This window comes from Acinetobacter sp. AKBS16 (assembly GCF_002899995.1).
Classification (GTDB): domain Bacteria; phylum Pseudomonadota; class Gammaproteobacteria; order Pseudomonadales; family Moraxellaceae; genus Acinetobacter; species Acinetobacter baumannii.
On the sequence record NZ_POYH01000071.1, the window covers coordinates 1 to 13,338 of the forward strand.

Consider the following 13,338-nt stretch of genomic DNA (forward strand, 5'->3'; position numbering starts at 1 on the left):
AGGTATCGTTGTGGGTGGCGGTAACTTATATCGTGGTAGCCAGTTACAAAAAGACGGTTTGGTTGGCCGTGTAACAGGTGATCAGATGGGGATGCTTGCAACTGTTATGAATGGTTTGGCAATGCGTGATGCATTGGTGCGCCGTAATATCAGAACTCGTCTTATGTCAGCGCTACCAATCGGTACTGTTGTAGAGTCTTACTCAAGTCGTGATGCGATTCGTCATTTAAGTCAAGGCGAAGTGTGCGTTTTCGTAGCAGGAACAGGAAATCCATTCTTTACAACTGATACAGCAGCATGTTTACGTGGTATTGAAATTGAAGCAAATTTAATTTTGAAAGCGACCAAAGTAGACGGTGTTTATAATAAAGATCCGAGTAAATACGAAGATGCGGTGAAATATGACCATTTAACATTTGACCAAGTGTTAGATGAAAAACTGGGTGTTATGGATTTAACGGCAATTTGCTTATGCCGTGACCATAATGTTCCATTACAAGTATTTGATATGAATAAATCTGGTGCGCTATTGTCAGTGGTAATGGGTGAAAAAGAGGGTACACGCGTTACTAAATAATGTACGTGTGCCGTAAAGCTCTTTATACTAGCGCTAAATTAAATTTGTTATATACATCCTTGAATAAATAAGTAAGGAAGATCATATGATTAACGATCTGAAAAAAGACAGCGAACAGCGTATGTTAAAAACTCTTGAGTCTTTGGAACAAGGGTTTGCTAAAGTTCGTACCGGCCGTGCACACCCATCAATTTTAAATGGGGTAATGGTTCCTTACTATGGTTCTGATGTGCCTTTAAACCAAGTAGCGAACGTTGGTGTTGAAGATTCTCGTACGCTTATCGTTCAACCATTTGAACGTACGATGGTTGCTGCAATTGATAAAGCAATTCGTGAAAGTGATTTAGGTTTAAATCCTATTACTGCTGATTCAATCCGTGTACCTTTACCAGCTTTAACTGAAGAAACACGTCGTGATATGCAGAAAATCGCTCGCAGTGAAGCTGAAAATGCGAAAGTTGCTATCCGTAATATTCGTCGTGATGTATTAGGTGATATCAAGGCATTGTTAAAAGAGAAAGAAATTTCTGAAGATGATGAGCGTCGTGCAGGCGATGATATCCAAAAAATCACTGATAAATATGTTGCAGAAGTAGACAAGCGTCTAGCAGCGAAAGAAGCAGAATTGATGAAGGTCTAATTTTTATGACCGATTCAGAAGAGTATCATCTTCCTCAGCATGTTGCCATCATCATGGATGGCAACAATCGCTTTGCAAAGAAAAATCAAATGCAAAAAGGCGATGGGCACAGAGAGGGTAAAAATGTTCTTGACCCTATTGTTGAACATTGTGTTAAAACTGGCGTTCGTGCTTTAACTGTTTTTGCATTTTCGAGTGAAAATTGGAATCGACCACAATATGAAGTCGATCTGCTTATGAAACTTCTTGAAGAAACGATTCATGAGCAAATACCTCGCATGAAGAAATTCAATATTGCTTTGCGCTTTATAGGGGATCGTTCCCGATTACCTTCACATTTAGTTGCCTTAATGGAAGATGCAGAGCAACAAACAGCACATCATGACGCCATGACATTAACTATTGCGGTAAGCTATGGTGGTATGTGGGATATTGCAAATGCAGCTAAGCAGGTTGCTCAAGCAGTTTCCCGTGGCGAAATTGACGCTGATCAAATAAATGTTGATTTGTTCGAAAAATATGTCAGTCTAAACGATCTGCCAGCTGTGGACTTGTTGATCCGTACAGGTGGAGATTTCCGTATATCTAACTTCTTGTTATGGCAAGCGGCTTATGCGGAGCTGTATTTTACGGATACTTTGTGGCCGGAATTTACAGTGGAAGAATTCGACCATGCATTGAATGTCTTTTCAGGGCGTGAACGTCGTTTCGGTAAAACATCTGAACAAATTCAGCAAGAGAAAATCGAGAAATTATAATGTTAGAGCGGATTGTTACCGCATTGGTACTTGTTGCAGTTGTTTTGGGCTGTATGTTTGCTACGCAATCACATTATCCAATGTTGGTACTTATGATTGTAGCAGCAGGAGTTGCGGGGTATGAATGGTATAAGTTAATGCCTCGGGAAGTTGGTGCAGTAGTAAAACCTAAAGCTTGGGGTTATGGTCTACTTGTTGCTTTTGTTTCTGGCGTTGCCTTATTCTTTCATGACATTGCTTTACTGTTATGGTCTGCTTCAATTTTAACTTGGCTCGTTAGTGTTTATTGGGTTAAGTCTTTTCCTGAATTCGATGGGTGGTATAACGCGACCCTATATGTCATTGGTTTGATTCTTATCTGTGCAGCAGTGACTGCAATCTTTGTAGTATGGCAAAGCTCACCATGGTGGTTGATGTATTTGTTCTTGCTTGTGTGGGGTGCAGATAGTGGAGCTTACTTTGTAGGCCGTAAATTCGGTAAAAGAAAATTGGCGCCTACAGTAAGTCCTAATAAATCAGTAGAAGGTTTATATGGCGGTATTCTCACTACAATTATTGTAATGCTTGTGGTGCAATATCAATATTTAAACCTAACTTGGGTTCAACAACTTCTATTCTTGATTTTGTCTTTAATTACAGTGTTCGGTTCAGTATTAGGTGATTTATTTGAATCAATGATCAAACGCCGTGCTGGTATTAAAGACTCTGGCCGTGTTTTGCCAGGTCATGGTGGTGTATTGGACCGTATTGATTCTTTACTCGCAGCAGCCCCGATTTTTGCAACGGGAATGTATATATTAAAGCTTATTGGTGTAGATTTATAGATGACACAATCTGTTTGCATATTGGGTGTAACCGGTTCTATTGGACGAAGTACCTTAAAAATTTTAGGTCAACATCCAGATAAGTATTCAGTCTTTGCAGTTTCGGCGCATAGTCGAATTTCTGAACTTGTTGAAATCTGCAAACAGTTTCGACCTAAAGTTGTTGTTGTTCCTGAACAGAAAATAGCTGAACTAAAAACACTATTTGCTCAGCAAAATATATCGGATATTGATGTTTTAGCTGGGCAAGAGGGTTTAGTCGATATCGCATCTCATACAGATGTGGATATTGTTATGGCGGCAATTGTAGGGGCAGCTGGGCTGTTGCCAACTTTAGCGGCTGTTAAGGCGGGTAAAAGAGTACTACTTGCCAATAAAGAAGCATTAGTTATGTCTGGTGAAATCATGATGCAAACTGCTCGTGATCATCAGGCATTGTTATTGCCAGTTGATTCTGAACATAATGCAATTTTCCAATCATTACCTCATAATTATTTACAAGCAGATAGAACAGGGCAACCACAGCTAGGTGTATCTAAAATATTGCTTACAGCATCTGGTGGTCCCTTTTTAAATCACTCCTTAGAACAATTGACTCATGTAACGCCGCAACAAGCATGTAAACATCCAAACTGGTCAATGGGACAAAAAATTTCGGTTGACTCGGCTACTCTTATGAATAAAGGATTAGAGTTAATAGAGGCTTGTCATTTATTTTCAATATCTGAACATTTTGTTACAGTTGTTGTTCATCCACAAAGTATCATTCACTCTATGGTGCAGTATGTTGATGGTTCAACATTAGCACAAATGGGTAACCCGGATATGTGTACTCCGATTGCACATGCATTGGCATGGCCTGAGCGTTTACAAACTAATGTACCTGCTTTAGATTTATTTGAGTATTCTCAACTTAATTTTCAGGCACCAGATACCCAAAAATTTCCTGCATTAAATTTGGCTAGACAAGCAATGCGTGCGGGAGGTTTGGCACCAACCATTTTGAATGCAGCTAATGAAATTGCAGTTGAAGCATTCTTAATGGAAAGGATTGGATTTACAAGTATTCCGCAAGTGGTAGAGCATACTTTGGAAAAATTAGAGAATGCAGCGGCTGAAAGCATCGAGTGCATTTTAGATAAAGATAAAGTGGCTCGATCTGTAGCTCAGCAATATATATCAAGTATTGGAGGCTGAAATGAATGCACTGTTTATGATTGCAGCGGCAGCTCTTTTACTTGGGCCTCTAATTGCAATCCATGAGTTTGGCCATTACTGGGTTGCGCGAAAACTTGGTGTTAAAGTTTTAGTCTACTCAATTGGGTTTGGACCAACTTTACTGAAATGGACGTCTAAGAAGTCTGGTATTAAATATCAGCTTTCTGCCTTACCTTTAGGTGGCTATGTCAAAATGTTGGACGAGCGAGAAGGTAATGTGGCAGAACAAGATCTACCATATGCTTTTAACCGTCAAAAACCGTGGAAACGTATAGCGATTGTTGCTGCTGGGCCATTAATTAACTTGATTTTTGCCGTACTCCTTTTTTGGATTTTGTTTTTACCAGCCCAAGAACAATTAAATACTAAAATTGGTAAAATTATTCCAAACTCTCCAGCTGCAGCAGCCCAGTTACATGTAGGTGACAAAATTATTGCTGTTGATGGGAAAGAGACAACAACATGGGAAAAGCTAAACTTTGCTTTGATTGATCGAGTTGGGGAAACAGGTACTGTAAATATTGATGTGGACCGTGCTGGTTCCGAACAAAATTTTGTATTACCAATTAAAGATTTTTTAAAAAATCAAAATGAATCTGCACTGGACGTATTAGGTTTCTTGCCTTATCGACCTGTGATTCCTGCTGTTGTAACAGAGTTAACGGAAGATGGTGCGGCGATTCGTCAAGGAATGAAAGTGGGCGATCATATTGTTGCGATTGATGGCCAGCCTATGAAAGATTGGTTCGACGTGGTAGAAGTTGTCCAACGCTCCCCAGAAAAGTTACTTAAGATTGATGTCTTACGTCATGAACAACTAGTACATTTACAAGTTATGCCACAAGGTAAGCGTGATAGCATGGGGCAGGTAAATGGAGTACTTGGTGTAAAAAGTGATGCTGGAAAAATTACAATTCCTGACGAATATAAGCAAACAATTCAATATACTCCAATACAAGCTTTTGAAATGGCACTTGATAAAACTGGCCAAATCTCTAGCATGATTTTGAATTCAATAGTAAAAATGGTTAAGGGACTAATTGGATTAGAAAATCTTTCTGGACCAATTACCATTGCAAAAGTAGCTGGCCAAAGTGCAGAAATGGGTTGGGAAACCTTTATCTCTTTTATGGCTTTAATGAGTGTAAGCCTTGGAATTTTAAACTTATTACCAATTCCAATGCTAGATGGTGGCCATCTAGTGTATTACATTATTGAAGCTATTCGTGGGAAGCCTGTTTCTGAACAAATACAAATGTTTGGTCTAAAAATTGGTATGGTACTGCTCGGTAGTATGATGCTTTTAGCTTTATTTAATGACTTTATGCGTTTGTAAACGTATATGGATTTATAACTTACTGGAAAAAACTGGCATGCGGCACACACATTTTTTAATGCCTTTGGCACTTGTTAGCGCTATGGCAGCGGTACAACAAGCATATGCAGCTGATGATTTCGTTGTTAGAGATATTCGTGTAAACGGGTTGGTCCGTCTTACTCCTGCAAATGTTTATACCATGTTGCCAATCAACAGTGGCGATCGCGTTAATGAACCGATGATCGCCGAAGCAATTCGAACATTGTATGCCACTGGACTTTTTGATGATATTAAAGCATCAAAAGAAAATGATACTTTGGTTTTTAATGTTATTGAGCGCCCAATTATTTCAAAGCTTGAATTTAAGGGTAATAAACTTATTCCAAAAGAGGCTCTAGAACAAGGCCTCAAAAAAATGGGTATTGCTGAGGGTGAGGTTTTTAAGAAATCTGCTTTGCAAACCATTGAGACAGAATTAGAGCAACAATATACTCAACAAGGCCGTTACGATGCTGATGTTACAGTTGATACAGTTGCTCGTCCAAATAACCGCGTTGAATTAAAAATTAATTTTAATGAAGGAACGCCGGCAAAAGTCTTTGATATTAATGTAATTGGTAATACTGTTTTTAAAGACAGTGAAATTAAACAAGCATTTGCAGTTAAAGAAAGTGGTTGGGCTTCTGTAGTCACACGTAATGACCGCTATGCACGTGAAAAAATGGCTGCAAGCCTTGAAGCTTTACGTGCCATGTACCTTAACAAAGGCTATATTAATTTTAATATTAATAATTCCCAACTCAATATTAGTGAAGATAAAAAGCATATCTTTATTGAGGTTGCTGTTGATGAAGGTAGTCAATTTAAATTTGGTCAAACTAAATTCTTAGGTGATGCACTTTATAAGCCTGAAGAATTACAAGCATTAAAAATTTATAAAGATGGTGATACCTATTCACAAGAAAAAGTAAATGCAGTTAAGCAATTACTTTTACGTAAGTATGGTAATGCAGGTTATTATTTTGCAGATGTAAATATTGTGCCGCAGATTAATAATGAAACTGGCGTTGTTGACTTAAATTATTATGTGAATCCAGGTCAACAAGTTACCGTACGTCGTATTAATTTTACTGGTAATAGCAAAACTTCTGATGAAGTATTACGTCGTGAAATGCGTCAGATGGAAGGTGCATTAGCGAGCAATGAAAAAATTGACTTATCTAAAGTTCGTTTAGAGCGTACAGGTTTCTTTAAAACCGTTGATATTAAACCTGCTCGTATTCCAAACTCTCCAGACCAAGTTGACTTAAACGTAAATGTTGAAGAACAACATTCAGGTACTACTACATTAGCGGTTGGTTATTCGCAAAGTGGTGGTATTACGTTCCAAGCAGGACTTAGTCAAACTAACTTTATGGGTACTGGTAACCGAGTTGCAATTGACTTATCGCGTTCTGAAACTCAAGACTATTACAACTTAAGTGTTACTGACCCTTACTTTACCATTGATGGGGTAAGCCGCGGTTATAATGTCTATTATCGTAAAACGAAGCTGAATGATGACTATAACGTTAACAACTATGTAACGGATAGTTTCGGTGGTAGTTTAAGTTTTGGTTATCCAATTGACGAAAATCAAAGTTTAAGTGCTTCGGTGGGCGTTGATAACACTAAAGTAACCACAGGTCCTTATGTTTCTACATATGTACGTGATTATTTATTGGCAAATGGCGGTAAGGCAACTAGTAAAGGTACATATTGCCCAACAGATGCAAATGGTAATTCTCAATATGATACCGAGAAGGGGGAATGTAAAGTCCCTGAAGAAACTTATGATAATGCATTTGAAGGGGAATTCTTTACTTATAACTTGAACTTGGGTTGGTCTTATAACACTTTAAACAGACCAATTTTCCCAACGTCAGGTATGTCTCATCGTGTAGGTCTTGAAATTGGTTTACCAGGTAGTGATGTTGATTATCAAAAAGTAACTTATGATACTCAAGCATTTTTCCCTATTGGTAGTACCGGCTTTGTACTTCGTGGTTATGGTAAGTTAGGTTATGGTAATGATTTGCCATTCTATAAAAACTTCTATGCAGGCGGTTACGGTTCTGTTCGTGGCTATGACAACAGTACCCTAGGACCTAAATATCCAAGTGTAAATCTACAAGAAACTAAGCAAAATGATAGTTCTCCTGAAGAAGTAGGTGGCAATGCTCTGGTCCAATTTGGTACAGAGTTAGTTTTACCAATGCCATTTAAAGGTGACTGGACTCGACAAGTACGTCCTGTTCTTTTTGCTGAAGGCGGTCAGGTTTTTGATACTAAATGTAATATTGATAACTCTGTTTATGGCAACAAAGGTATGAAGATTAATGGCCAGACCATTACGGATGTTAGAAAATATTGTGAAGATAATTATGGATTTGATTTAGGTAACTTACGTTATAGTGTGGGTGTTGGTGTAACCTGGATTACCATGATTGGTCCATTGTCACTTAGCTATGCATTCCCGTTAAATGATAAACCGGGTGATGAAACTAAAGAAATTCAGTTTGAAATTGGTCGTACTTTCTAAGTACGATCTTTTTGCATAACGAAATAAGGAAAGAGATTTATATGAATAAATTAAATAAATTAATGTTAGGGTTAGGCCTGACAGTAGCTTCAGTAGCAGCTAATGCAGCTGGTTATGGGGTAATTGATCTTGCTAAAGTTGTTGAAAGTAGTACTTATTTGAAACAGCAAAATGCAAGCTTAAACCAGTCTGTGAAACCAACTACAACTAAGCTTGAGCAATTAGGTAAAGAGTTAGAAGGGCTTCAACGTCAAGCGCAGACTCAAGGCCAAAAAATGAAAGAAGATGAGATTAAAAAATTACAATCTCAGTATCAATCGAAATTAAATGAGTTTAATTCAACACAGCAAGGCTTACAGTCAAGAGTTCAAACGAGCTTACAAAGTATGAATACAACTTTTGAGACTAGAGTTAAGCAAGCTGCTGAGCAATTACGAAAAGAAAATAATCTTGACTTTATTTTGAATAAAAATTCGACTGTTGCCTATGACGCTAAGTATGATTTAACTGATAAAATGATACAAAAGGTTAATTCAATGAAATAAATTAATGAAAGTGCAACAATATCGTTTAGATGAATTAGCTCACCTTGTTAAAGGTGAGCTAATTGGTGAAGGTAGTCTTCAATTTTCAAACTTGGCGAGTTTGGAAAATGCAGAGGTTAACCATCTTACTTTTGTGAATGGTGAGAAACATCTCGATCAAGCTAAAGTAAGCCGTGCGGGTGCTTACATTATTACTGCAGCTTTAAAAGAGCATCTTCCTGAAAAAGATAATTTTATTATTGTTGATAATCCCTATCTTGCGTTTGCAATCCTTACCCATGTATTTGATAAAAAGATTAGCTCAACAGGCATAGAAAGCACTGCCCAAATTCATCCATCTGCTGTTATTTCCGAAACTGCTTATATTGGTCACTATGTGGTTATTGGTGAGAATTGTGTAGTTGGCGATAATACCGTCATTCAGTCACATACCAAACTTGATGATAATGTAGAAGTTGGAAAAGACTGTTTTATTGATTCTCATGTCACTATTACAGGTAGTTCTAAATTACGAGATCGCGTCCGTATTCATTCAAGTACTGTCATTGGTGGAGAAGGTTTTGGTTTTGCTCCATATCAAGGAAAGTGGCATCGTATTGCTCAATTAGGTTCAGTTTTAATTGGAAATGATGTCCGAATTGGATCAAATTGTAGTATTGATAGAGGCGCACTTGATAATACAATTTTGGAAGATGGGGTTATTATTGATAACCTTGTGCAAATTGCACATAACGTCCATATTGGTTCAAATACTGCTATTGCAGCGAAGTGCGGTATTGCTGGAAGTACAAAAATTGGCAAAAACTGTATTCTAGCTGGGGCGTGTGGAGTGGCAGGACACCTTTCAATTGCTGATAATGTGACTTTGACTGGAATGTCAATGGTCACAAAAAATATTTCTGAAGCTGGAACTTACTCTTCGGGAACCGGATTATTTGAAAATAATCATTGGAAAAAGACGATTGTACGCTTGCGACAATTAGCAGATGTGCCATTGACCCAAATCACTAAACGACTTGATCATATACAAGCTCAAATAGAGTCTCTTGAATCAACTTTTAATTTGCGTAAATAGAATATTATGACCGAGTCTACTACACCTAAATTTGCCATCCCTGAATTACCAATGCAGATTCAAACGATTCGTCAATATTTGCCGCATCGTTACCCATTCTTATTGGTTGATCGTGTGACTGAAGTTACTGACAATAGTATTGTTGGTTATAAAAATGTTTCTATCAATGAAGAGTTCCTACAAGGGCATTTCCCAGAATATCCAATTATGCCTGGTGTTCTCATTGTTGAAGCATTAGCTCAAGTTTCAGGCGTTCTTGGTTTTATTATGAACAATGAAACGCCAAAACCAGGTTCATTATTCCTGTTTGCTGGTGCAGAAAGAGTTAGATTTAAAAAACAAGTAGTTGCAGGTGATCAACTTGTATTAAAATCTGAGTTGGTTATGCAGAAGCGCGGTATCTACAAATACAATTGTACAGCTAGCGTTGACGGCATTGTAGCAGCAACCGCTGAGATTATGATTTCACACCAAAAAACAGAGCAGGCATGAGCAATCACGATTTAATCCATTCTACCGCCATTATTGATCCATCTGCAGTGATTGCTTCAGATGTTCAAATAGGACCTTATTGTATTATTGGTCCTCAAGTGACTATTGGTGCTGGTACTAAATTACATTCTCATGTGGTTGTAGGTGGTTTTACCAGAATTGGCCAAAATAACGAAATCTTTCAATTTGCAAGTGTTGGCGAAGTTTGCCAAGACCTCAAATATAAAGGTGAAGAAACGTGGCTTGAAATTGGTAACAATAATCTAATTCGCGAACATTGCAGCTTACATAGAGGTACGGTGCAAGATAATGCATTAACCAAGATAGGTAGTCATAACCTATTAATGGTAAATACACATATTGCACATGATTGTATCGTAGGTGACCATAATATCTTTGCTAATAATGTAGGTGTCGCTGGACATGTACATATTGGTGATCACGTTATTGTGGGTGGTAATTCTGGAATTCATCAATTCTGTAAGATCGATTCTTATAGCATGATTGGTGGGGCATCTCTGATTCTTAAAGATGTTCCGGCCTATGTGATGGCGTCTGGTAACCCTGCACATGCGTTTGGTATAAATATTGAAGGTATGCGAAGAAAAGGTTGGTCTAAAAATACAATTCAAGGCTTAAGAGAAGCTTATAAATTGATATTTAAATCTGGATTAACTTCTGTTCAAGCTATTGACCAAATTAAAAGTGAAATCTTACCTTCAGTTCCGGAAGCTCAACTCTTGATTGATTCTCTTGAACAATCAGAGCGTGGAATTGTGCGCTAATCAAGAAGACATAAAAAAAGACACTGTTAAAACAGTGTCTTTTTTATGTCTAAATTATTTGTTAAAGAATTTTGCTTCTTCAGACTTTGGATATTGGCTAAGTAACTTGTTCTTGTATTGATTTGCTGACACAGTATTCTTATCAACATCTTTAGCAATACTATAAAGTTGGTACAATGCTCGAGGTGCCTTACTTGAATTTGGGTATTGGTTAGCTACGACATTATAGTTTTTCTTTGCTTCATTATAGTTTACTGGATCTGTCGCTAAATGAAACTCGGCTAACCAAAAATAAGCATTACCTGTATAGATACTATTAGGATGGTTTTTTATAAAGTTTTGCATTGGAGCAATTGCTTTTTTAGCACCGCCTTGTTTATACGCATCTAAAGCTACAGTATAAGCAGCTTTTTCTAATTCGAGGGAATTTGACGGGTTTTGCGCAGCAGCTGGTGCTGGTTGAGTAGTGGTTGTTGGTGCGCTAGGCTGCTGCTCAGAAGTTTGTGTGGCTGGTACTGTAGCTACTTTATTACTCTCTGTGGTTTGAGGGGCTGGTGCACTAGCAGGAGTAGTGTTATCGGACGTTGCATTCGAACTATCATCTTGTGTAGCACTGTCAGGGTCAACTTTTTGGTGTAATAATTCTAAACGTTGATCTAAATCAGTATAGCGGTTCGCAAGGTCTTTCTTTAATTGCTCAATATCATTCGCTTGTTCTTCTAACTGACCTCTTAATGTACGAATATCATTTTCTAATTGTTGGTTTTTTTGCATCAATTCCCAGTTTAAATTTGTAGGAACTGAAATATTGCTTGAAGAAGTATTAGATGCACTACCATCATTTTGACTTAAACCACGAGACTCGATAGGAATGTTTGCGTATAGAGAAGTGGTACTCATTAAGGCAATAAATAATAAAGAATGCTTCTTCATTTGCATGTGTATAAATCCATAATTTTATATAAAAGCCACCTCGATACAGGAATATAAAAAACAATTCTCTAAATATCTAAGGTTTTTCATTGATCAATGCAATTAAAGCAGTTAACAGTTTAAATGCAAGGATAGTTTACAATCTTCAAGCATATTTTATGCAAAATACGAAAAGAGCATAAGTTCAGAAAATTACATTTTTAGTGTTTTAAGCTATTTTTGCTGATGAATTAATCAATCGAAACAAAAACTTGCTGAAAAAGACAGAGAAGGGTTGCAACTCTTTTAAAAATCTCTATACTTTGTTTTGCAATGGTAGCCCCGCTGGTGGCTTCGCAATTGTACTCTGTGAACCCCGCCAGGACCGGAAGGTAGCAACGGTAGCAGATCTATGATGTGCCGAAGTTTTGCTAGTGGGGTTGCCACCATTCTTTTAATCCAATTTTCTTTGGATTGCTTTTAAAATTACATCTAAATCAAATCCTCTATATTGTAAGAATCTGATCTGTTTTGCTTTAAGTTTTGGATCTTTCTCTACAGCTTCTCCAAATTTTTTAACTTTAAGTTGATAAGCTTGTTCTACCCAATCAATTTCTTGAATTTCATCTGCAATTAAATCATTTTCAATTTGTTTAGTTTTTAAAGCTTGTTGAATCCGTTTCGGTCCTTTACCTTTACGAATTTGGCTTGCTAGCATTTGCTCAGCAACACGCTGATCACTCTGGTAATTTTGTTCAGATAACTCCTCAACCAGTTGTTTTACTTCTTCTATATTTTGTGCATAACGAGCTAATTTCTCGATAAGCTCTGCTTTAGAGTAATCTCGGCGAGTGAGTAAAGCAAAAGCATATGAGCGTAAACGTTGGCCAGTAAGAGGAGGGCGCTGCTGAGATTGCTCATCGTTTCTTTTGAACATATAAAATTCCTTGTAAAAAACGCCCCGAAGGGCGTTTTATGACTCATGTATAATTACGATTCTAATAAAAGATCTGGCTCTTCTTCATCTTCAATTTGAACTGCACCATTTGTGCCTGTAGTCAGCAATTGTTCACGGATATTACGTTCAATTTCTTCAGCTATTTGAGTATTTTCTTCAAAATAGCGAATTACATTGTTTTTACCTTGGCCAATTTTATTGCCTTGATATGAATACCATGCACCAGCTTTTTGTACGATATCCTGTTGTACAGCTAAATCTACAAGTTCACCTAGTTGGTTAGTACCTTTACCGTATAGAATTTGGAAAATAGCTTCTTTAAACGGAGGAGCCATTTTGTTCTTAACGACTTTAACTTTAGTTTCTGAACCAACAATTTCATCGCCTTCTTTTACTTGACCGATACGACGAATATCTAAACGAACTGAAGCGTAGAATTTAAGAGCGTTACCACCAGTGGTAGTTTCTGGGCTACCAAACATAACACCAATTTTCATACGAATCTGGTTAATGAAGATAACCATACAGTTTGAACGTTTAGCATTACCCGTAATTTTACGAAGTGCTTGGCTCATAAGACGTGCTTGTAGACCCATATGAGAGTCACCCATCTCACCTTCGATTTCTGCTTTAGGGGTAAGTGCAGCTACCGAGT

At 37.5% G+C, this 13,338-nt stretch carries 13 protein-coding genes, 1 other RNA gene and 1 pseudogene; 12 read left to right on the forward strand and 3 right to left on the reverse strand.

What is annotated here, in order from left to right:
* The 11 genes from pyrH to lpxA all read left to right on the forward strand — a co-directional run.
* A partial coding sequence (gene pyrH / locus C1642_RS12920) for a UMP kinase (protein ID WP_103236411.1) occupies nucleotides 1-577 on the forward strand: 577 nt, incomplete at its 5' end.
* Nucleotides 578-662: 85 nt separating this feature from the next.
* The gene (gene frr, locus C1642_RS12925; RefSeq protein ID WP_000606428.1) at nucleotides 663-1,217 is read left to right on the forward strand and encodes a ribosome recycling factor; all 555 of its coding nucleotides are present in this window, start codon (nucleotides 663-665) and stop codon (nucleotides 1,215-1,217) included.
* 5 nt (nucleotides 1,218-1,222) lie between these two features.
* The gene (gene uppS, locus C1642_RS12930) at nucleotides 1,223-1,975 is read left to right on the forward strand and encodes a polyprenyl diphosphate synthase (RefSeq protein ID WP_000132219.1); all 753 of its coding nucleotides are present in this window, start codon (nucleotides 1,223-1,225) and stop codon (nucleotides 1,973-1,975) included.
* Nucleotides 1,975-2,799, forward strand: a complete 825-nt coding sequence (locus C1642_RS12935; RefSeq protein ID WP_000893489.1) for a phosphatidate cytidylyltransferase — start codon at nucleotides 1,975-1,977, stop codon at nucleotides 2,797-2,799. Before uppS ends, C1642_RS12935 begins: the two co-directional genes overlap by 1 nt.
* Entirely contained in the window at nucleotides 2,800-3,996 is a 1,197-nt protein-coding gene (ispC, locus tag C1642_RS12940; RefSeq protein WP_005128496.1) for a 1-deoxy-D-xylulose-5-phosphate reductoisomerase, read from the forward strand.
* 1 nt (nucleotide 3,997) lies between these two features.
* Complete coding sequence (gene rseP / locus C1642_RS12945) at nucleotides 3,998-5,353, forward strand: RIP metalloprotease RseP (protein WP_032018373.1); 1,356 nt, start codon at nucleotides 3,998-4,000, stop codon at nucleotides 5,351-5,353.
* A gap of 37 nt (nucleotides 5,354-5,390) precedes the next feature.
* Nucleotides 5,391-7,916: an outer membrane protein assembly factor BamA gene (gene bamA, locus C1642_RS12950; RefSeq protein ID WP_002016574.1), complete on the forward strand. Its 2,526-nt coding sequence runs from the start codon at nucleotides 5,391-5,393 to the stop codon at nucleotides 7,914-7,916.
* A 41-nt stretch (nucleotides 7,917-7,957) separates the two neighbouring features.
* Nucleotides 7,958-8,461 (forward strand): OmpH family outer membrane protein, encoded by a 504-nt coding sequence (locus tag C1642_RS12955; protein WP_001037943.1) that lies wholly within the window; start codon nucleotides 7,958-7,960, stop codon nucleotides 8,459-8,461.
* Between the two features lie 4 nt (nucleotides 8,462-8,465).
* A complete protein-coding gene (gene lpxD / locus C1642_RS12960) occupies nucleotides 8,466-9,536 on the forward strand; it encodes a UDP-3-O-(3-hydroxymyristoyl)glucosamine N-acyltransferase (RefSeq protein ID WP_000868100.1) in 1,071 nt (356 codons plus the stop codon).
* 6 nt (nucleotides 9,537-9,542) lie between these two features.
* On the forward strand, nucleotides 9,543-10,028 hold the full coding sequence (gene fabZ, locus C1642_RS12965) for a 3-hydroxyacyl-ACP dehydratase FabZ (RefSeq protein ID WP_000140523.1): 486 nt from the start codon (nucleotides 9,543-9,545) through the stop codon (nucleotides 10,026-10,028).
* Nucleotides 10,025-10,813, forward strand: coding sequence for an acyl-ACP--UDP-N-acetylglucosamine O-acyltransferase (gene lpxA, locus C1642_RS12970; RefSeq protein ID WP_000064875.1), 789 nt, complete (start codon nucleotides 10,025-10,027; stop codon nucleotides 10,811-10,813). The genes fabZ and lpxA overlap by 4 nt, the downstream gene beginning before the upstream one ends.
* A 54-nt stretch (nucleotides 10,814-10,867) precedes the next feature.
* On the opposite strand, the gene C1642_RS12975 is transcribed toward lpxA, so the two are convergent.
* Nucleotides 10,868-11,752: a YbgF trimerization domain-containing protein gene (locus tag C1642_RS12975; RefSeq protein WP_001178072.1), complete on the reverse strand. Its 885-nt coding sequence runs from the start codon at nucleotides 11,750-11,752 to the stop codon at nucleotides 10,868-10,870.
* Nucleotides 11,753-12,068: 316 nt separating this feature from the next.
* Here C1642_RS12975 and ffs point away from each other — a divergent pair.
* Nucleotides 12,069-12,165: signal recognition particle sRNA small type (gene ffs / locus C1642_RS12980), an RNA gene on the forward strand.
* A 14-nt stretch (nucleotides 12,166-12,179) separates the two neighbouring features.
* Here ffs and C1642_RS12985 read toward each other — a convergent pair.
* Together C1642_RS12985 and C1642_RS12990 are read right to left on the reverse strand one after the other, a co-directional pair.
* A complete protein-coding gene (locus C1642_RS12985; protein ID WP_000476756.1) occupies nucleotides 12,180-12,662 on the reverse strand; it encodes a regulatory protein RecX in 483 nt (160 codons plus the stop codon).
* A 53-nt stretch (nucleotides 12,663-12,715) separates the two neighbouring features.
* Nucleotides 12,716-13,338: pseudogene (locus tag C1642_RS12990) on the reverse strand (DNA recombination/repair protein RecA); the annotation flags it as partial.